Raw genomic sequence first — 19,980 nt, 5'->3', positions numbered from 1 at the left:
ATTAACGCTGTTTCTTTTAAAAATTCATCGATAAAAACGATTGAATTCACTGATAAAAATTGATTTAGCTCATTCTATTTTACGACTACCTTTAATGACGTGTACCGCTCTAAGCAATCAATAAATTGCTTCAAATCATAACTAAAGGATCTACACCATGGATAATCCACAAGCTAGCAAAGGTAAATGCCCGGTGATGCACGGGGCCAACACCTCAGCCACGACTTCGACCCAGAATTGGTGGCCGAACGCTTTGAATCTCGACATTCTGCACCAGCATGATCATAAAACCAATCCGATGGACCCTGACTTTAACTACGCCGAAGCCTTTAAATCTCTTGATCTGGCCGCTGTTAAAACCGATTTAAAAGCACTGATGACCCAAAGCCAGGCCTGGTGGCCGGCGGATTGGGGCCATTACGGTGGCCTGATGATCCGGATGGCCTGGCACTCAGCCGGAACTTACCGCATCGCTGATGGCCGTGGTGGGGCCGGTACCGGTAATCAACGTTTTTCGCCGCTGAACAGCTGGCCAGACAATGGCAACCTGGATAAAGCCCGCCGTTTGTTGTGGCCAATCAAACGCAAATATGGCAACAAATTATCCTGGGCCGATTTGATGATCCTGGCCGGTAATATGGCTTATGAATCAATGGGTTTAAAAACCTTTGGTTTTGCCGGTGGCCGTGCTGATATCTGGCATCCGGAAAAAGATATTTACTGGGGCTCAGAAAAAGAATGGCTGGCGCCAACTGCCAACGAGAACAGCCGTTACAGCGACGATCGCAAGCTGGAAAACCCACTCGCCGCAGTGATGATGGGACTGATTTATGTTAATCCGGAAGGGGTGGATGGCAATCCGGATCCACTGAAAACCGCCGCCGATATGCGCGAAACTTTTGCGCGGATGGCGATGGATGATGAAGAAACGGTGGCGTTAACTGCCGGTGGTCACACCGTGGGTAAAGCGCACGGCAACGGTAGCCCTGCCAACTTAGGCCCGGCGCCGGAAGGTGCGGACATTCATGAACAGGGTTTTGGCTGGATGAACCATCAAAGCCGTGGTATTGGCCGCAATACCGTCACCAGCGGTGTCGAAGGCGCCTGGACCACTCATCCAACCAAATGGGACAACGGTTATTTTTATCTGTTGTTCACTTATGACTGGCAACTGACCAAAAGCCCGGCCGGAGCCTGGCAGTGGGAGCCGGTCAGTATTCGCGAAGAAGACAAACCGGTGGATGTGGAAGACCCGTCCATTCGTTGTAACCCAATGATGACCGACGCCGATATGGCGCTGAAAATGGATCCGGCGTATCGCCAGATTTCGGAGAAGTTTTACGCCAATCCAGCCTATTTTGACGAAGTTTTCGCCCGCGCCTGGTTTAAGTTAACGCATCGTGATTTAGGGCCAAAAGCCCGTTATCTGGGGCCGGATGTACCGTCTGAAGACTTGATTTGGCAAGACCCGATCCCAGCCGTGGATTATCAGTTATCAGATGCTGAAGTGACTGAGCTCAAAGCGAAAATTCTGGCTACTGGCTTACCGTTAGCTGAGTTAGTAGCAACAGCCTGGGACAGTGCACGGACCTTCCGCGGTTCTGATTTCCGTGGTGGTGCCAACGGTGCCCGTATCCGGTTAGCACCGCAAAAAGATTGGGCAGGCAATGAGCCGGCACGGTTACATAAAGTGTTGCTGACGTTGGCTCAGTTGCAGGCGGGTCTGAGTAAAAAAGTCAGTATCGCTGATTTAATTGTGTTGGGTGGAACCGCGGCAGTAGAACAAGCCGCCCGCGCAGCTGGTTTTGCGATCACAGTGCCCTTTATGCCGGGTCGTGGTGATGCTACGGCCGAGCAAACTGATGCCGCGTCTTTTGCGGTACTGGAGCCAATTCACGATGCGTTCCGTAACTGGTTAAAACAAGATTACGCCGCTGTACCGGAAGAGCTGATGCTGGATCGGGCGCAACTGATGGGCTTAACCGCGCAGGAAATGACCGTGCTGGTTGGCGGTTTGCGCGTGCTCGGCGCCAATCACGGCAGCAGCAAACATGGTGTATTCACTGATAAAGTTGGCGTGCTTAGCACCGACTTTTTCACCACCCTGACTGATATGGCTTACAGCTGGAAACCGGCCGGTAAAAACCTGTACCAGATTGTCGACCGGCAAACTGGTGCGGTGAAGTATACCGCCACCCGCGTCGACTTAGTGTTTGGTTCGAACTCGGTACTGCGCTCTTATGCAGAAGTTTATGCCCAGGACGACGCCAAAGAGAAGTTCGTCCGCGACTTCGTCAAAGCCTGGACCAAAGTGATGAACGCTGACCGCTTTTGATTAAAACCTACTAAAAGCATTAACCAACAACGCCAGTCCCGAAGACTGGCGTTCTTTTTTGCTGATCTTTTTCCGCCATCAAGCCGTTTAACCGCCATCAGCGATACAACTTCGTTCACCCCCATACGGCTAGATCCCAGGAAAAAGCATGACAGTGCAGGTGGTTTGGTTTAAACGTGATCTTCGTATAGCGGATCACCGGCCATTGCTGGAGGCCAGTCAGCACGGGTCTGTGCTTTGTCTGTATGTGCTGGAAGACGATTATTGGCAATTGGCCGAAACCAGCAATCGGCAGTGGTTGTTTGTGCGGGATTCGTTGTTGGATCTGCAGCAACAACTCGCTGCAATTGGTGGCAGTTTGCTGATCTTACGCAGTTCGGTTGGTGAAGCGTTAACGCTGCTGCAGCAAAAGGTGGGGACTTTTAAGCTGTACAGTCATGAAGAAACCGGCAATCTGTGGACTTATCAACGGGATATTCAGGTGGCGGTTTGGTGTAAACAGCAGGCAATTGCCTGGCATCAATCGGCGCAAAATGGCGTGCGCAGGCCTTCCCGCAAAAACAAATCAGCAAAAAGCAAAACTAAAACAACAGACAAAAATGCCGACGCCTGGCACCTGCACTGGGAGCAATGGTCGCAACAACCGCTATTGCCGGTTCCGGCTGCGGTGCAGTTTGCGAATACCGACGAAATAGTCGCACAAGAGCTTGTTAACAATGGTATTACCGCAAAGGTAATGGCCATCAACGAGTTGCCACTGCAAATCTGTAATGACGAATATACCTGTCCCGGTCGGCAGCCAGGTGGACGGCAAGTGGGTTTGGCGTTGTTGGATAGTTTTTTGGCGCAGCGCAGTCAACGTTATCAGTCGTCAATTAGCTCGCCACTGACCGCCGAAAGTGGTTGCTCAAGGCTCAGTGCACATCTGGCTTACGGCACTGTTGGCCTGCGTGAGGTGTTGACGCGGCTGGATTATACGCTGCAACATCACCCCGATCGGCTCTGGTGTCGCAACCTGTCGGCGTTTCGCTCGCGGCTGGTTTGGCATTGCTATTTTATCCAGAAGCTCGAAAGTAACCCGGACGCCGGACTGGTGAACCTCAACCGCAAATACGACGCGCTACAGCGGCCTTGGGATGAAAGTAGATTTATCGCCTGGAGCCAAGGCAAAACCGGCTGGCCGCTGGTTGATGCCTGTATGCGTTATCTGATTTACCACGGCTGGCTGAATTTCCGGATGCGCGCCATGTTGGTGTCCGTCGCTTGTTACACCTTAAAACTGCCATGGCAGCCGGTGTCCGACTATCTGGCAACGTTGTTTGTCGACTTTGAACCCGGCATTCATTACCCGCAAATTCAGATGCAAAGCGGCACCACCGGCCAACAGGTGCTGCGTATTTACAATCCGGTAAAGCAAGCGCAAGACCTGGATCCGGAAGGCATCTTTGTCCGGCGTTGGCTGCCGGAATTGGGGCAGGTGTCGAATGTGTGGATTTTTGAACCCTGGCGGATGCCAGCTCAGATGAAACTTCGCACTGGCGCGCACGGTTATCCGCTGCCGCTGGTTGATTTTGTCAGTAGTCACCGTGAAGCCAAAGACGAAATTTCGTTGTTACGCAGCGGCGTAGCGGGGAAAGTAGCGAAAGGCACTGCTCAAAAAACCTCATCCCGCGCAGTGGTGGTAAAGCCAGCGCAAAACCCAACAGCAGCGGGCCATGATGATTTCGGGCAACTGAGTCTGTTTGATTAGTCGCCTGGCGTATGCCTGCGTTCCAATTGAAGCTACAGCTTGCGCCAAATCAGCCAACTCAAGGCCGCCAATATGCCAATAATTGCCATGCCGACCCAGTTGAATTGTTGTTGGATATTTTCGACATAACGGCTGGCCGATGGTTGCGCTGCCGGAGCCTTGGCAGAGGTTTTGGGTTCCACTGTATAAGCCGTCACGACATTTTGTATCGGCTGGCGCTGCGCTTGCGACGGCATCGCTTGGGCTGAATTAATGTTCAGCGGGCTAAACTTCAGCCGTTGCCACTTCTGCTCAAACAGTTGCCGTTGCTGCGATTTGTGATCGGCGCATCGCACAAATTCCACTTCAGACAACTCTTTCTGACGGCAGTGGCGCGGCACCTGATAAAACTCGGTCCAGGCGGCGGCTTTATCTCCTTTAAAAATAGCATTGCGGCCAGACCAGGCTGGCATCTGTTGCAGTGAGACATCCGCATATTTTGATGGCGTTGGACGACGGTTTTGAGACGTTTCTTGTTCATCGCCTGCTCCATCGCTCGGCGCTTCATCTAATGAAGTATCGGTAACCGGCGAGGTGCAATGCGCTGCAATTTTCTGAAATAACTCACGGTCTTGCTTATCCAACCGCTCGCCTTCAGCAAAGCCATAACCAGCATTCAGGCGTTTGCGAACCTGCTCTTTTTGCTGCTTTAATTGGTCACATTTCGTTTTAGTATATTGTTCTGCAGCCCATAGCGGGCTGTGTGTCAGAATAAACAGGGACAGAAAAATCCATTTCATAAGGGGTGCAGGCGTTTCCAGAGTCGGGAGCGCATGTTAGCTAAAATGGCGGTGGTTGGGCAATGTTGGTTTTTCAGTAAACGGGAGAAGCGCTCGTGAGAGAGCTAAAAGTCTTTCAGGGTCGCACTCTGATTGGTCATTTATTAGAAAGAAAGCGTCACGCTTTTTTTACAGTGCGTCGAGGGTCAGGTCTTTTGTGACCCCAAGGTACTTTTGCTAAGTGCATGGCAAAAAGCAAGACCTGACCCCCAAGGTACTTTTTTGTATGTTACTTGATGATCACCAACGCGACCTCGGAGTTCGGCCGATGCATCACAGGAGTATTGGAGGCGCTTGAACTCCACTCCATTTTGTCTCAACTTACCGGTAAGGGTCCGGCAGAAGATCAGATTTAACTCTTCAGCATCATAATTATGCTGAACTGGGGCAAATTTATCTAAAGCTTTGACCCATGTAAGATTAGGGATACGGTCACGTCTAGAGTTGGGGCCTGCTTGGTGAATATCACAAATCCAAATGTGCACAATATGCAGTAGCCTGTCCATATCAACTACAGCGTTCTTCGCCGGGTTATAGTCCTTAGAACGTTTCAATGTTGCTAAGGTATGTCCTGGATGTGCGCGGAGTAACTCTGAATTTAGCTTTCCAAAGTACCGCTCGACGACTGGCTTCAGGTAGGGGGTTGCAGTTGGATTCTTGCCTGAATTAATTAAAAGCTTGCTCAGTGCTAACTTGAAGTCTCTATCATCAAATTCCTTGCCATTATCAGATACTATTAGCTCCGGTTTACCGAAGCATAACCAAGAGTTCTTAATGTCAGGGTATCTACTTAATACATAGTCTTTGGGTAAAAGAGCATGCTTCAAAGCTCTCGCCACAGACACAAAGCTAGGAGGTGTGAACCCGATATAGAAACCAAGTACAGAGCGCGAATGTACATCACACAGCGTTGTCACCCAAGGCCTTCCAAGCGGGATAAAACTTTCTTTTTCGACAACAAAAAAATCGAGTTGGGTATGGTCAATTTCGACTCTTTCCAGCAGGCGATTGGTTTTTACCATCTCAGCAATATTTTTGAATTCCTTAGCCGCCTTGAACTTGCCGTTGCATTTTACCGCCATTTCATAAGGCGAAATTTTATTGAAGCGTACCCAAAAAGTCTGAATTGAGGGGGCTTTGAGTTTCAAACCAGACCTTTGATTAAACTGGAAAACTAGGTGCTGGAGATAACTGTAAGCGCTGGATATTGCGCCTGACTTGGTGTCTTTAATTCGATCCAGAGCTTGTTGAATGAGCTCCTCCATTTCTATGGATAACCTATGCGTTTTGTTACCACGTTCACTGATATTCGGTGACAATGCCTTTATCGAACGGCCTGACGCGTCGTAAATTTTGGCCCAACGTTTAATTGAAGATATGGATGGTGTTTTCTCGGCAAATTCTGTTTCGAGTTCGTTATAGATCGAAGCAAGGCGTTGGTTTGAAAGTACTCCGTTGCATAATCCGCTTACTTTACTGAGTACTTTCCAGCGGAATATAGCTTGTTCACGCTCTCTTTCTGGTAATGCATCTAAATGCTCATAGGAATCAGCGTCATCTAAATGCTGCTTCACCTCCTTACGAAAAACTTCTTTAAGTTCGTCGTGAATAATATGATCCGGCACAGGAAATATTTGTTCAAAGACTTTATCCATATTGCACTCAATCACAGGCGGTGGTCGATGAAATACGGTATTGGAATCTAACGGTGCATATAGTGGGAAAGACAGCTGCTTTTTGGTGACCAGATTGAGTAAGTATGAAATTGTCACACTTTCCTGCAGCTGAAGTTGTTGGGATAAGCTACTTACTGATATCGGGGATTTCGATATGAGTTTCAGGATGTTTTCTTGTTCAGCTGTATTGGGGGCACAGTTCATATATCTATGAGCTAGTTTGAGGTTTTCGGCCATCTCACCACGTTTTAGCTGTCTGTCAGTCACCAGCTCTAAACGAAGATCTCTATCAGCAAATGTCTTTTGTAACAACGCCCACCGTTGACTAAACTTGTCTGTGAGGGTTATGTCATGGGGTTTAATCTCGAAATAGACTTCCTGCTGATTATGTAATCTAACCAAAAAATCAGGGGTGTAGATGAGAGGGCGATTTGTGCCTTCTATTGGAAATGCAAACTTTTGAGGTTGAGCTTCAAAATCGACAACCAGAGGAGAGAATTCAAAATAGTGGCAAGCGATGAATTCGTTGTAACCTTCGACGGTGACAGAGTCGGGCTTGTGGCAGGAGACAAACCTGAAAATATTGGTAACTGCAGACTTAGTTATTTTCCGCTTCTGCACGTCCAGTCACTCTCGTAACAAAGTTACATAAGCGTGGCATAAAACTACAGAAGTTCAAGTTATGGTTAAAAAAGTTCAACTTATGCTTAAAACGACAATAAATGCAAAAACCACCGCAAGGGTGGTTTTGACATTTATGGCGCACACATCAGGATTCGAACCTGAGACCTCTGCCTCCGGAGGGCAGCGCTCTATCCAGCTGAGCTATGCGTGCGCGACGGTGGGCATTGTATTGTGCCTTGGGGTGGTTGTCCAGCCGCAAAATCTGGCTTTGCGTAGTTTCGTGATTGATGAGTCAAAATTTGAGCAGTTTGGTTGGCGGGGTGAGTTATCCGACTAAAGCAGCTGCGGATTTTGGTTTGCGGCTGTGCCGGATGTCCAGTGGTAGGGTTAGCACGAAGGTGCAACCGGGTTGTGCTGCGGTGGTGGGGGCGAGTTTGATGTGGCCGTGCAGGTTTTGCAGGGTGTTAAACACGATGTTCAGACCAAGTCCCAGGCTGCCCTGGCCCAGTTTGGTGCTGAAGAAGGGGTCGAAAACTTTTGCGGCGAGCTCTGGTGGGATCCCGTGGCCATTGTCGGCAAACTGCAGGAGCAATTGTTGCGCTTCTGGTCCAGTCGGCGTTTCCGCCTGCTGTAGTTGCCAGCTTAAGGAGATTTGCGGCTGCTCGATGTCGGGCAGGCCGTGGTACAAGGCGTTTTCGGTCAGTGCGGTCAGCACTTTGTTCAGCTGCGCCGGATAACCGATCCAGGTTAATTCCGGGCCATCGAGCAGCAGTTTCACCGGGCGTACTGGGTTAAAACTCTGCAACAGGCTGTGCATCAGATCCGGCAGATGCTGTTGCAGCGTAATGGGTTCGGGTTCAGCTTGTTCAAACTGGGCGGAAATTTGTTTAAAACGTTGTACCAATTCGGCGGCGCGGATGGTGCTGCGCTCTGCCAGTTGCAGCATATCGTGGTTTTCCTGCAAACCTTGTTGCAGATCGGTGGCGGACAAAGTTTTGGCGTCGAACTTCTGCTGCAGCCGTTTTATGTGCTCATGGCAGCCGCTGACCGCCGTTAAAATAATGCCCAACGGCGTGTTCAGCTGATGCGCCATCCCGGACACCAGGCTGGTTAAGGCTGCCATTTTTTCGGCTTCGACCAACTGGCGTCTGGTGCTTTGCAAATGATCCAGGCTTTGTTGCAGTGCCCGGTTTTGGCGGCGGATTTTCAATACAAAGAACAGTGTCATACATAAAATCAGCACTGCGGCTGCGATGCCCAGCCACAACTTTTGTTGTTGCGCCGTCGCGGCCAGCTGCGCTAATTCGTGCTGCCGCTGGCTTTGTTGTAACTCCGCTTCCCGGCTGACTAAGCCCAGTTCGGCCGCACTTTGCGCAATCGACAGCGCATACCGTTGTTCGGCTAATTTTTGTTGGGCCGTCAGTGCTTGTTGCATGGCCTGCAATGCTAATTCCGGCTGTTGTTGCCGGTACAATTCGGCCTGCATTTGCCAGCCCCGCAATAACCATTCGGCATGTTGCCGCTGGCTGGCGATGGCCAGGCTTTGGGTCAGTTGCTGCTGCGCTTGTGCCAGCTGGCCGGTTTTTGCCAGGGCTTCCGCCAGTAACAAACCGGGCTCCAGCAAGTCCAGATCCAGCTTGCCTTCGCGCAGTTGCAGGCTGTTGCGCGCCAGTTCAATGACAGTGGGCCATTGCTGCTCTGCTTTTGCCACCTTGGCCAGATTTAAAAACGACCAGGAATAATGATGCTGTAATTGATGCTGTTGACGCAGCGCCAGGGCTTGTTGATGTAAATCGCGGGCGAGTTTGATATTGCCTTCATCCAGTGCCACTTCGCCTAAATTATTTAATGCGACGCCCTGAATGGATGGATCATTGGTCTGAATCCCGTGCTGATAAAAATGCTCGAAATAACGCCTGGCTTCGGCAAATTGGCGCTGTTTGGTCAGGATTAATGCCAGATTGTTTTCAGTTTGCCGGGCATAGTAGCTGTCCGGTAAAAACCGGGCTTTTTCCAGCGCCTGCCGGTAGTGTTGCAGCGCCGGTTGATAGACCCCCAGATTTGCGAAAATACTGGCCAGGATATTGTGGTAACTATACAAAATGGACGGGTCTGTTGAAGCCAGGCTACGCTCTTTTGCCAGTGCCAAAATGGTGATAGCGGCGTTGGTTTCACTGCGTCTATAGGTGTATTCGGCTTTGCTGTACAGCAGGCGGATTTGTTGTTCCAGCGTCAGTTGCAGCTTCGATTGCTGCTGCAAAATTTCATCAATCCGCTGAATACCGCTCAGATAGTCTTGGCGGGCGGCTGCAAATACCGTCTGGCGTAATTGATTAAATTCTGGTTCTGGCATGGCAACTACGGCGCTGCAATATAATGCCAGCAATCCGTAGCTGAGTCTTTTCACGATGGAGATTCAGAAAAAGCAGATTTTTGCAGTATAGCTTTGATACGGGCAGTTGCCAGTCTGATACCGCCTGCTGCGCTGCAGGCGGTGTTGGTTTCTACTTAGCTTTTTAACTTCCAGCGCAACGTCTGACCTGCAAAAAACGGCACAATTGGCAAGCCATCGGGCAAGGTGATTTCGTCTGGTACTTGCCACTGTTCTTTCACTAGGGTGATGCTGCCGCTGTTGCGTGGTAAACCGTAGAAGTCGGCGCCATGGTGGCTGGCGAAGGCTTCGAATTTATCCAGCGCGTCCAGCTCTTCAAACACTTGCGCGTATAACTCAATCGCGCTCCAGGCACTGTAACAACCGGCGCAGCCGCAGGCGGTTTCTTTGCGGTGTTTGGCGTGTGGCGCGGAATCGGTGCCTAAGAAAAACTTCGGGTTGCCACTTTTTACAGCTGCACGCAGCGCTTGTTGGTGGGTGCTGCGTTTGAGAACCGGCAAGCAATAATTGTGGACGCGAATACCGCCGACCAGCATGTCGTTGCGGTTCAGCAATAAATGCTGCGGCGTGATAGTCGCGGCGACTTTGGCTGAGCTGTTGCTGACAAATTCCACTGCATCGGCGGTGGTGATATGTTCCAGCACCACTTTCAGTTCCGGGAAGTTCGCGACAATTTGCGACAAATGCTGGTCGATAAACACTTTTTCGCGGTCGAAAATATCGACGTGCGCTTCGGTGACTTCGCCGTGTACCAGCAATAACATATCGTGTTGTTGCAAGGCTTCTAACACCGGATACAGGCTGCTTAAGCTGGAAACACCCGAATGTGAATTAGTGGTGGCACCGGCCGGGTACATTTTAGCGGCTAAGACACCGGCGGCTTTGGCGTCGGCGATGTCTTGCTGTGTGGTTTGGTCGGTCAGATAAATGGTCATGATCGGCTGAAAATTGCTGCCTTGCGGCCGGGCGGCGAGAATGCGTTCGCGGTAGCTGGTGGCCAGTGCGCCGGTGGTGATTGGCGGTACTAAATTTGGCATCACCACAGCGCGGTGGAAGCAGCGGGCGGTGGCGGCGACGGTTTCTTTGAGCATATCGCCGTCACGAAAATGTAAGTGCCAGTCGTCAGGGGTTTGGATGGTCAGTGTGGTCACAGAAGGCTCCTCGCGCTTGCTAAATTTTATCTGCCGGAAAATCCGGCTAAGTGTATCATTAACCTGCAAGCCTGTTCAGTAGCTTGTCGCAGCGCACACGCCTGCGGTCATCTCTCGATCATCAGGAAACTGCATGAAAGTACAATCCAGACCTCTGTTTCGCTGGCAATGGACGGTGCTGGTTTTATTATTTTTCGGTCTGGCGGGTATCACCGAATATCTGGTGTTTCAGGAGCGCGCCAAGCAGCATAACCAAAGTATGCGCCAGGTGGCCGCTGCCGCAGGTCAGTTAAGGGCGATGATCGAATCGGAAATGAACGGCCCGCTGAACTTAAGTTTTGGTCTGGCCGCTTACATTCAGGCATCCCAAGGCCAGGTGCGGGACAGCGAATTCGACATTTTACTGCCAAATCTGGTCCGGCAAGGCCGGCATATCCGCAATATGTCGATTGCGCCTGACAACCGAATTTCTTATGTCTATCCGTTACTTGGCAATGAAAGTGTGCTGGGGGTTTATTATCCGGACATTGCCGATCAGTGGCCGGATATCGCCCGGATCATTCAACAGCGCACACCCCAAATGGCCGGACCGGTGAATTTAGTCCAGGGCGGCGTTGGCTTTATTCACCGGATTCCGGTGTATTTGCCCGATGATCGTTATTGGGGCATTGTCAGTACGGTATTGAATATTCAGTCAATTTGGCAGGTGCTGCAAAACCGCGCCAGTGAACTGGACGTACAGGTGGCACTGCGCCGGAACGATGAACAAGCGATTAGCACCATGCTGCTTGGCGATCCGGCGTTGTTTAATGCTGACGCCATATTACTGGATTTAAAAGTAGCTGATGCCCGCTGGCAGCTGACGGCGCAAGCACTGGAGTCGCCGGTCTTGTTGCAGGGCTGGCTGGTGCGGCTGATTTGCTGGGGCATTTGCCTGATGTTGTGGTTGTTGGTGTTGTCGGTGTTTGTCGCGAATCGGCGGCTGGCGCAAACCGCCGATGCCTGGCAACAAAGTGAAGCTTATTTTCGGACCGTGCTCAATAGCGTGGCCGACGCCATTGTGGTGGTGAATAAAGCCGGGCTGATTGAGCAGGTCAATCCGGCAGCACTGATCTTGTTTGGTTACCAACAGGAGCAGTTGCGCGGTAAAAATTATCAGCAGCTGTTTGTGGAGGCGCCGCAACTAATACCGCAGGATGCCATGCTGGAACTGACGGCGCTGCATCAGGGCGGCCAAGCCATTTTAATCGAACTGAATCAAACCTATATCGATCACCAGCAGCAAGGCCTGACGGTGTTTCTGATCCGCGATATTACCGAGCGCAAACGGATTGAGCAGTTAAAAGATGAGTTTGTGTCCACCGTCAGCCACGAATTGCGCACGCCGTTAACGGCAATTAACGGCGCTTTGGGGTTACTTGCCGCCGGTGTCGTGGGTGAAGTGGCGCCAGCGCAGCAGCAACTTTTGGATATCGCCCAGCAAAATGGGCAGCAATTGTCATTGTTAATTAACGATATTCTGGATATTGAAAAACTGGCCGCCGGTAAAATGCAGCTCTATATGCAACTGCTCGACATCATGCCGTTGGTATTACAGGCGAAAAACCGTAACTTACCGCTGGCGCAGCAGTCTGGCGTGCAGCTTAAAATTCAGTCCGATCTGACCGACAACATCCAGGTGCTGGTGGATGAACACCGTCTGCAGCAGGTGTTTGCCAATCTACTGGCAAATGCCATTCGTTTTTCGCCGGAGCAAGGCCTGGTGCTGCTTGAAGTGCGGTTGATTGGTCTGAAAGTGCGGGTGTCGGTGACCGATCGCGGCCCCGGTGTACCCGCTGATTTTGTGCCACGCTTGTTTCAAAAATTCTCACAAGCCGACAGTTCTACCACCCGACGGCTGAGCGGCACTGGGCTGGGTCTGGCGATCAGCAAAGAGCTGATGGAGCGGATGAACGGCGAAATTGGCTATCAGCCAAATTCACCAACAGGTGCTTGTTTTTATATTGATTTACCGGTGCAATAACGGCCTGAACTGATTTTTTTCTTCGTAGCGTGGAGTCAACCCGAGTGATGCAAGATTTTCCGTGGATAGATGTGGTGGCGGTGCTGTGGTTTATTGCACTTTGGGTGGGCTATACCTTGTTCGCCAAACGCAAAGCGCGCACTGTCAGTTGTTTGTCATTTGAGCTGCGCCGTAAACGTACCGATTGGATGCGCCAAATGTTGACCCGCGATAACAAAATGGCCGATGTAGCGCTGATTTCGACGCTGGAGCGCAACGTCAGTTTTTTCGCCTCCAGTTCAATGTTGATCCTCGCCGGTTTATTAACCGCCATCGCCTCCAGCGACAAAATTGCCCAGGTATTGATGCAAGTGATGCCGTGGCTTGATCATGTGGATGGCTTGATGCAGTTTAAGTTGCTGTTTTTAGGCTTGATTTACGTCTTCACCTTTTTCCAGTTTACCTGGTCGTTGCGTCAGTATGGCTTTGGAGGGGTGCTGATTGGCGCTGCGCCTGAAGGTCATAATTTGTCGGAAGACGAGTTGCAACTGTACGCCAACCGCGCTGCGAAAGTGATTGATCAAGCCGCGCATTCTTTTAACTATGGCCTGCGCGCTATCTATTTTTCACTGGCGGCGCTGGCGTGGTTTATCAATGTTTGGCTGTTTATGTTAGCCACCGTTATTGTGCTGCTGGTGATGAAACACCGTGAGTTTCACTCCAAAGCGTTGAAAGCATTGCAGGAAGTCTGAGTTCAGCTTCGTTTTCAAAGCGGGTATTTTCATCATTCAGATTCGCGCTATTGGCGTGCATCAGCCACACTGAGTTTCTGCTCACTGGTAGGTGTCCGCGATGAAAACGACGATGCTGTGGTCTTTATTGGCAGGCTGTTGTTTCAACAGTCATGCCGCCGTCAATTGGCAACAAGCCAGCCTGACTTATTTATACGGTACTGAATATCGGATTGGCGACCCCAAACGCCATGTGCTAACGCTGGAACACGCCGCCAATACCAGTTGGGGCGATAGTTTTTTGTTTATCGATCACAGCGTCAGCAGCCGAAAAGATCATTTGTCTTATGGCGAATGGTCGCCGCGGTTGAGTCTGGGTAAAAATACCTCGTGGCAGCTTGCTGGTGGTTTGTTTAAAGATGTGTTGTTAGCGGGCACCATCGAACAAGGCGAGCGTTTTACCAATTTTTTGTATGGTGTTGGGCTGGATTTAGCTATTCCGGGGATGAAATTCACCCAGCTGAATGTGTACCGGCGGCAGAATGATATTGGCGCCAACAATTATCAGGCGACTTTAGCCTGGGCTTTGCCGCTGCAATTCGGCGCGCAAGCGGCGTTATACGACGGTTTTATTGATTACAGCAGCGCGCATGGTGAAAAAGCCACCAGCGTGAATTTCACCTCGCAGCTGAAATTCCCAATCCAGCATTGGCTGGGCGTGCAGGATCAGGTTTACTTAGGCACCGAAATCAATTTGTGGCGCAATAAATACCATATCCCAAATAGCGCCGCGGTTAAAAGCAACGAAGTGAATGTGAATTTTCTGCTGAAATGGTTGTTTTAGCCTCGCTGTTTGTTGAAGTCGCACGCGGTTGATTTTTCACGGTGAATGACACCTTCGGCGTACTACCGCTGACGCGGTGAGTACGCCCTACTTTTAGGTGTCTTGAGCGTAGGGCGTACTCGCCGAAGGCAGTACGCCGCCGTGCAGAGTCACATCAAATCGCCTTCGGCAAGTCGTCAATAAATTGGGTTTTAAGTGACTGTTAACTCTGACAAATGTTGGCTGATGTGCAGCCAGTGGGCGGCTTGGTAATTTGATTTACTGAGGGTGCCATACGCAAAATGGGGTTGCAGCATTTCATCTGTGTTTTGCAAAAACCGTTCTAACTGGCTGATCAGCAGTTCCAGTGCCTGAGCGGTCGGCAGTTGTGAATTTAATACCGCCATACCCGGAATTGGTTCAGCCAGCGGATGTCGCATGGCACCGGCGGCCTGAAAGGTACTCAGTGCCAACTTGCCGATGCTGAGTTGAAACAACGGCGACTTTTGCTCTGGGTAACCATCCAGCGAACCGGCAATACTTTGTGCACAATGTTGGAAGACTTCAGAGGCAGACCAGGCGCCGCTGTGCTTGATTTCTTTGCCGCGAAAAGCTTGCAGTTGCTGTAATAACGTCGCTAAATCATAGGTATGCAGCGCTTTGCCAGCGGCAAGTCCCAACCCGGACACTGCGATAAGCGCGGTACTACCCAGTAAAAATGTTCTGCGCTGCATCACTGCCTCCGTTTTGTCAGGCTTGCACCGCCGTCAGCGCGGTATAAATCGAAGGCCAAACTTCATCAGCCTGCTGCTTGTCTTCTTCACTGAGCGCTTGTCCGGACAATACCAACACCTTACGCGCCACCCCGGCGGCAGCGGCGGCTTGCATATCGGCGGCTTTATCGCCCAGCATCAGGCTTTGCGCAGGATCGATGCCGTATTCGCGGATCGCCTGCGTCAGCATTCCCGGGCGAGGTTTACGACAATCACAGTCGATATTGTAAGGGTTGTGGCCTTTTTCCAGATGATGCGGGCAATAATACACGCCATCAATTTTCACCCCATGGGCGGCGAATTGTTGTTTCATCCAGCTGGTCAGCAGTGCGAACTGATGTTCAGTGTAATAACCACGGGCGATACCGGATTGATTGGTGACCACGATCAGTAAATAACCGAGGTTTTGCAGATGACGACAGGCATCAAACACGCCGTCGATAAAATCGAATTGTTCTGGCTGATGTAAATAACCGTGGTCGATATTGATCACGCCGTCACGGTCGAGAAAGGCCGCTTTACGCAGCGGCTCTTTTGCTGCCGAAGCTTCCGGCGTACTTGCAGTATCAGTTTGCGTAATATCCATATTGCGCACCTCATTGCTGTCCATTGTCATTACAATTTTTCCTGCGTTATCAGGGTATTCAGCATGGTTTTTACCTGTTCCACTTCAATTTGTGCCATTAGCTGACTTCCTTTGACCCGCTTACCGAATTTCTGCTGCGCCGCGGTTTTGCCGGTCTGACGCAATAACTCGTCGTGATAAACCTCGACCACATAATGGCGGTACAAATAAGGTCCGGTGCGATCCGGATTGCTATGCGCGTACAGCCCAATCACCGGCGTGCCTACTGTCACCGCCATATGCGCAGGACCGGTATCGGGGGCTATCACCACCGAGGCTTGTTGTAACAGTGCCAGCAATTGTTTCAGCGTGGTTTTACCAACCAAATCAACAACATTGCTTTGCGTTTGCTGCAAAATATCATCCCGCAGCTGATATTCCATGGCCGTTGGGCCACCACAGAGTAACACCACAAAGCCTAAATTGGCGGCATAATCGGCGATCGCGGCATAACGCATCGGCAACCAGTTACGTTCGGCTTTGGAAGCGGCCGGGCAAATCACTAAAAACCGACTGGTGCCCTGGTCGCGAAATGGCTGTAATTGCGCGGTGGCGAAATCGACATCGGCTTGGCTGAGCGGCATTTGCCACTGCGGTTTATCTGTCGGGTTTTGCAGAAACGGCACGCCCAGATGCCTAGCAAAACCAGCAAAACCGTCCAGCACATGCGGTGTCGCTTGCGGTGCAATGCGTTCCCGCATAAAGAGCGCATGCAGCTCTTTGGCGCGTGACCAGTCAAAGCCAATTTTACGTTTGGCATTGATCACCAAAGACGCCAGATTGGCCCGCAGCGCGACCTGCATATGCAGCAGCACATCAAACTGCCTGCCTTGTAACTTTTGCTTTAAATCGGCATAAGCTTTAAAACCGAGTTTTTTATCAAATACCACCAACTCCACACCGGGCAGGTCTTTCAGTAACATGGCTTCGACTTTGCCGACAATCCAGGTCAGCTGCGCCTTGGGGTAATGTTGTTGAATGGCTTGCACCGCCGCGACCGCATGGCACACATCGCCGATGGCGGACAGCCGTAAAATACAAATCGACTGCAGCGGCTGCGTGATTGCAGGGGAAACAGCGGTTACAAAAGCTTCGGTCAAAATCCGTTATCCCTGAATTTTTTTAATAATGGCGCTGGTCGAACAACCATCAACAAACTGCAGCACTTTCACTTCACCGCCAGCAGCCAGCACTTCTGGCGCACCAACGATGGTCTCGATGCTGTAATCACCACCTTTAACTAATACGTCCGGTTTCACTTGCAAAATCAGTTGCAACGGCGTGTCGTGCTCGGCGTCAGTGTCACCAAACGGCAGCACCCAATCGACACTTGCCAGACTTGCCAGTACAATGGCACGTTCATTCAGCGGGTTGACTGGCCGGGTTTCGCCTTTGAGGCGTTTAATTGAAGCGTCGCTATTGAGGCCCACCACCAAGCGGTCGCCGAGCGCCTTGGCCTGTGCCAGATAGCGCACATGACCGGCGTGTAAAATATCAAAACAGCCGTTAGTGAATACAATGCGCTCGCCATTTTGCTTTGCAAATTCAATATGCTGCAGCACTTTGTCAAAAGGCGTCTGATAAACATCGCCTTGTGAAAACAAGTGTTTATTGAGTTTGCTGGCAAGTTCAGTTGGGGATACCGTGGCCGCGCCCAGTTTACCAACCACAATACCAGCGGCTAAATTGGCCATTTCCACCGCTTGTGGCAGCGCCATCCCAGCGCCTAACATCACCGCTAATGTCGCAATCACGGTATCACCAGCGCCGGTCACATCACTAACTTCCAGCACTTGTGCCGGGAAATGGTGGTGATCGTTTTGCGTGATGAGCGTCATGCCTTGCTCAGAGCGGGTCAGCAGCATGGCCGCAATACCGCAGCGTGTCAGCATAGCGCGGGCAGAGCTAAACATCGCTTCATCGCTACTGGTATCGCCACCGGCCAGACGGAATTCGGATAAGTTCGGTGTCAGAATATCAGCGCCGCGATACACGCTTAGATCGGCTTGTTTCGGGTCGACCAACACGTATTTACCGGCAGCTTTCGCGCTTTGAATGATCCGGCCCACTGCGGCTAAGGAACCTTTGTTGTAGTCGCTGACCAGCACAAAATCGTAATCCGGGAGCAAAGCTTCTACTTTATCGGCTAAAGCTTCGCTGTGTGCCAGGCTGAAGTTTTGCTCGACATCCAGCCGCACCACTTGTTGATGGCGCGAAATCACCCGCATTTTGGCAATCGTCGGCAAGTCGGGTTGTTTTAATAGCGCTGAATAAATGCCGTCCTGCTCCAAAATATGGGTCAGGCTGTCACCTTCGGCGTCATCGCCAATCAGCCCGAGCAAACCGACTTTGGCATCTAAGTGCGCGATATTACGGGCGACGTTGGCGGCACCACCGGCTTTATCTTCAATTTTGCTGATTTTCACCACCGGCACTGGCGCTTCCGGCGAAATCCGCTGCGTATCGCCCTGATAATAGCGATCCAGCATCACATCGCCGACCACCAGCACGCGGGCAGCACTGAGTTGATTGAGTTTGGTGATATCAATCATGCGGTTATTTCCAGATCCAGCGCTTCACAGAGCCAATGGCCAATAAACATATGCACTTCCTGAATGCGGGCGGTTTCGTCGAAATTCACAATGATCGGTAACTTGGCGATATCTTTTACCAGGCCGCCATCACGGCCGGTCAGCGCCACGGTAAAAGCGCCAATGTCGTTGGCAGCTTGCAGTGCCAGGTTGATATTTGGGCTTTTACCCGATGTCGTCAGGCCAATCACCACGTCTTGCGGGCGGACTAAACCTTGTACCTGGCGCGAAAATACCGTGTCAAAATGATAGTCATTGGCGTGCGCGGTTAAAATTGAGGTATCAGTGGTCAGTGCAATAGACGCCAGCGGACCGCGTTCGGCTTTGTAGCGCACCATAAATTCTGCCGCTAAATGCTGGCTGTCGGCTGCGGAGCCACCGTTGCCCATCCACACCACTTTGCCACCGGCTTGCAGGCAATTCAGTACCGCATCCAGCAACTGTTGCGATTGTTCAGCATATTGTTCAACCGCGGCAAACACCGCGCGGTGACGCTCAAGGGCGGCAAAAAAACTGGCAGTTTGATTCATCAATTTGTTTCCTTAAGAGACTGTGGGCAGGTCCAGCAATCGGGCGATATCGGCGAGCACCAGTTGCAAGCCGGGTTCTGCCGGATATTGTATCGCCAGTGGCGTGCGCTGAGCTTTTTGGCATTGTGCCACTATATCGGCTTTGGCTAAAGTAGCAGGGTAAATCAAACCTTGCGCGGCGCAGGCCAGCACCCGGTCCGGTTGGTCTTTTGCCACCGGCACCGCCACGATATTTTTGCCAAGCACAATCGCCTGACCCATCATATCGCCGCCACCGGAAACCACCAACGCGGCTTGCTTTAATAACGTCATCAACTGCACATTGGGCAGTGATTTCACCACCAGCACGGACTCAGTGCTTTGAAGTTCCTTCGTGAAATTGGTTCCAGACACCAAAACCGCCGGCTGTTCAGGCGTCGCCACGTCCAGCGCCGCCAGATAAAACTCTTCCGTCGCACTTTTGCCCTGCACCTGATGGCCACCACCACCGGCGGCCCAGACGCTGTAGTTTTTACCGGTCAGCATGGCAAATTCAGCAGGCAATTCAGGATTTGGCGTACTAAACACCGGGCCAGTAAAAAGTGGCGGGTCTTTTTTGAATAATCGCAGTTTAAAGCGTTCCAGCGGCGATAAGTCGCCATCGACAAATTTAAACTGGGTGATCCAATGCGCGTCCAGTGCCGGTAACCGACCAAGCGCAAAACCTTTGGCGCGTTTTTTCTGATGCTGGCTGATAAACACCACTTTGGCGCCAAGTTTTTTCGCTTGTCTGGCTTGAGATGCGCGGCCGGAGCAATCAAAAATCACCAAGTCAGGTTTCAGCTGTTGCAGTAACGCATTCACCGCCGCTTTTTCTTTGGTGGCGGAATTGTTTAATAAATGCGTGGGAAATGGGCAACTGGCGGCCGAAGGCGCATGTTTATTCAGCACAAACTGAATGTCGAGCGACGGCCATTTGGCTTGCAGCGCCTGCGCAATAATTAACGAGCGCATATATTCGCCGATGCCTTGTGGGCTGGAAACCGGGATCATCAGAATTTTTGCATTCGATTGGGGCATAGGATCGCACTTGTAACAGCAGGTGGCGGCAGTATATCAAATGGTTTTCGGTGCTGACAGTATTGGCTGCGGCTGGTATTCAAGGCACTTCACCAGTATG

15 protein-coding genes and 1 tRNA gene are annotated in these 19,980 nt (G+C 51.1%); 5 read left to right on the top strand and 11 right to left on the bottom strand.

All coding sequences use genetic code 11. The features are described from left to right. Positions 1-157: 157 nt before the first annotated feature. A complete protein-coding gene (katG, locus tag EOE67_RS02060; protein WP_127697369.1) occupies positions 158-2,335 on the top strand; it encodes a catalase/peroxidase HPI in 2,178 nt (725 codons plus the stop codon). A gap of 148 nt (positions 2,336-2,483) precedes the next feature. Continuing rightward, positions 2,484-4,085 carry an FAD-binding domain-containing protein gene (locus EOE67_RS02055; RefSeq protein WP_127697368.1) on the top strand — a complete coding sequence of 534 codons (1,602 nt, stop codon included), beginning with the start codon at positions 2,484-2,486 and terminating at the stop codon, positions 4,083-4,085. Positions 4,086-4,117: 32 nt separating this feature from the next. On the opposite strand, the gene EOE67_RS02050 is transcribed toward EOE67_RS02055, so the two are convergent. The 5 genes from EOE67_RS02050 to pyrC all read right to left on the bottom strand — a co-directional run bounded on the left by EOE67_RS02050 (position 4,118) and on the right by pyrC (position 10,746). Further along, positions 4,118-4,864 (bottom strand): hypothetical protein, encoded by a 747-nt coding sequence (locus tag EOE67_RS02050; protein WP_127697367.1) that lies wholly within the window; start codon positions 4,862-4,864, stop codon positions 4,118-4,120. Between the two features lie 185 nt (positions 4,865-5,049). Beyond that, positions 5,050-7,200 (bottom strand): TnsA endonuclease N-terminal domain-containing protein, encoded by a 2,151-nt coding sequence (locus tag EOE67_RS02045; protein ID WP_127697366.1) that lies wholly within the window; start codon positions 7,198-7,200, stop codon positions 5,050-5,052. Positions 7,201-7,337: 137 nt separating this feature from the next. Further along, positions 7,338-7,414: transfer RNA gene (locus EOE67_RS02040), tRNA-Arg, on the bottom strand. A gap of 114 nt (positions 7,415-7,528) precedes the next feature. Further along, positions 7,529-9,556, bottom strand: coding sequence for a tetratricopeptide repeat-containing sensor histidine kinase (locus tag EOE67_RS02035; protein ID WP_127697365.1), 2,028 nt, complete (start codon positions 9,554-9,556; stop codon positions 7,529-7,531). A 155-nt stretch (positions 9,557-9,711) separates the two neighbouring features. Continuing rightward, positions 9,712-10,746: a dihydroorotase gene (gene pyrC, locus EOE67_RS02030; protein ID WP_127697364.1), complete on the bottom strand. Its 1,035-nt coding sequence runs from the start codon at positions 10,744-10,746 to the stop codon at positions 9,712-9,714. 133 nt (positions 10,747-10,879) lie between these two features. Here pyrC and EOE67_RS02025 point away from each other — a divergent pair, with 133 nt between their 5' ends. The 3 genes from EOE67_RS02025 to EOE67_RS02015 all read left to right on the top strand — a co-directional run bounded on the left by EOE67_RS02025 (position 10,880) and on the right by EOE67_RS02015 (position 14,323). Further along, the gene (locus EOE67_RS02025; RefSeq protein WP_127697363.1) at positions 10,880-12,769 is read left to right on the top strand and encodes an ATP-binding protein; all 1,890 of its coding nucleotides are present in this window, start codon (positions 10,880-10,882) and stop codon (positions 12,767-12,769) included. A 47-nt stretch (positions 12,770-12,816) separates the two neighbouring features. Then, a complete protein-coding gene (locus EOE67_RS02020) occupies positions 12,817-13,500 on the top strand; it encodes a DUF599 domain-containing protein (protein ID WP_127697469.1) in 684 nt (227 codons plus the stop codon). A gap of 100 nt (positions 13,501-13,600) precedes the next feature. Next, the gene (locus EOE67_RS02015) at positions 13,601-14,323 is read left to right on the top strand and encodes an outer membrane protein OmpK (RefSeq protein WP_127697362.1); all 723 of its coding nucleotides are present in this window, start codon (positions 13,601-13,603) and stop codon (positions 14,321-14,323) included. Between the two features lie 191 nt (positions 14,324-14,514). On the opposite strand, the gene EOE67_RS02010 is transcribed toward EOE67_RS02015, so the two are convergent. From EOE67_RS02010 to EOE67_RS01985, 6 genes are read right to left on the bottom strand one after another with little or no spacing between them, the layout of a single operon-like run. Next, complete coding sequence (locus tag EOE67_RS02010; protein WP_127697361.1) at positions 14,515-15,036, bottom strand: DUF1569 domain-containing protein; 522 nt, start codon at positions 15,034-15,036, stop codon at positions 14,515-14,517. A 16-nt stretch (positions 15,037-15,052) separates the two neighbouring features. Beyond that, complete coding sequence (gene gmhB / locus EOE67_RS02005) at positions 15,053-15,661, bottom strand: D-glycero-beta-D-manno-heptose 1,7-bisphosphate 7-phosphatase (protein ID WP_206099397.1); 609 nt, start codon at positions 15,659-15,661, stop codon at positions 15,053-15,055. Positions 15,662-15,690: 29 nt separating this feature from the next. Beyond that, entirely contained in the window at positions 15,691-16,800 is a 1,110-nt protein-coding gene (locus EOE67_RS02000) for a glycosyltransferase family 9 protein (RefSeq protein ID WP_240652675.1), read from the bottom strand. A 6-nt stretch (positions 16,801-16,806) separates the two neighbouring features. Next, positions 16,807-18,252 (bottom strand): bifunctional D-glycero-beta-D-manno-heptose-7-phosphate kinase/D-glycero-beta-D-manno-heptose 1-phosphate adenylyltransferase HldE, encoded by a 1,446-nt coding sequence (gene hldE / locus EOE67_RS01995; protein ID WP_206099396.1) that lies wholly within the window; start codon positions 18,250-18,252, stop codon positions 16,807-16,809. Continuing rightward, on the bottom strand, positions 18,249-18,821 hold the full coding sequence (locus EOE67_RS01990; protein ID WP_127697360.1) for a D-sedoheptulose-7-phosphate isomerase: 573 nt from the start codon (positions 18,819-18,821) through the stop codon (positions 18,249-18,251). Before EOE67_RS01990 ends, hldE begins: the two co-directional genes overlap by 4 nt. A 12-nt stretch (positions 18,822-18,833) precedes the next feature. Next, a complete protein-coding gene (locus EOE67_RS01985; RefSeq protein WP_127697359.1) occupies positions 18,834-19,880 on the bottom strand; it encodes a hypothetical protein in 1,047 nt (348 codons plus the stop codon). Between the last annotated feature and the right edge of the window lie 100 nt (positions 19,881-19,980).

Source organism: Rheinheimera riviphila (genome assembly GCF_004005945.1).
Taxonomy (GTDB): Bacteria; Pseudomonadota; Gammaproteobacteria; order Enterobacterales; family Alteromonadaceae; genus Pararheinheimera; species Pararheinheimera riviphila.
Note: the sequence above shows the minus strand (reverse complement) of the source record. Positions and strands in the feature narration are given on the sequence as shown.

Bases quoted from the DNA above. Each gene is read 5' to 3' on its own strand.
- katG (WP_127697369.1), top strand. From the start codon at position 158: ATGGATAATCCACAAGCTAGCAAAGGTAAATGCCCGGTGATGCACGGG.
- EOE67_RS02055 (WP_127697368.1), top strand. From the start codon at position 2,484: ATGACAGTGCAGGTGGTTTGGTTTAAACGTGATCTTCGTATAGCGGAT.
- EOE67_RS02050 (WP_127697367.1), bottom strand. From the start codon at position 4,864: ATGAAATGGATTTTTCTGTCCCTGTTTATTCTGACACACAGCCCGCTA.
- EOE67_RS02035 (WP_127697365.1), bottom strand. From the start codon at position 9,556: ATGCCAGAACCAGAATTTAATCAATTACGCCAGACGGTATTTGCAGCC.
- EOE67_RS02025 (WP_127697363.1), top strand. From the start codon at position 10,880: ATGAAAGTACAATCCAGACCTCTGTTTCGCTGGCAATGGACGGTGCTG.
- EOE67_RS02020 (WP_127697469.1), top strand. From the start codon at position 12,817: ATGCAAGATTTTCCGTGGATAGATGTGGTGGCGGTGCTGTGGTTTATT.
- EOE67_RS02015 (WP_127697362.1), top strand. From the start codon at position 13,601: ATGAAAACGACGATGCTGTGGTCTTTATTGGCAGGCTGTTGTTTCAAC.
- EOE67_RS02010 (WP_127697361.1), bottom strand. From the start codon at position 15,036: ATGCAGCGCAGAACATTTTTACTGGGTAGTACCGCGCTTATCGCAGTG.
- gmhB (WP_206099397.1), bottom strand. From the start codon at position 15,661: ATGGATATTACGCAAACTGATACTGCAAGTACGCCGGAAGCTTCGGCA.
- hldE (WP_206099396.1), bottom strand. From the start codon at position 18,252: ATGATTGATATCACCAAACTCAATCAACTCAGTGCTGCCCGCGTGCTG.
- EOE67_RS01990 (WP_127697360.1), bottom strand. From the start codon at position 18,821: ATGAATCAAACTGCCAGTTTTTTTGCCGCCCTTGAGCGTCACCGCGCG.
- EOE67_RS01985 (WP_127697359.1), bottom strand. From the start codon at position 19,880: ATGCCCCAATCGAATGCAAAAATTCTGATGATCCCGGTTTCCAGCCCA.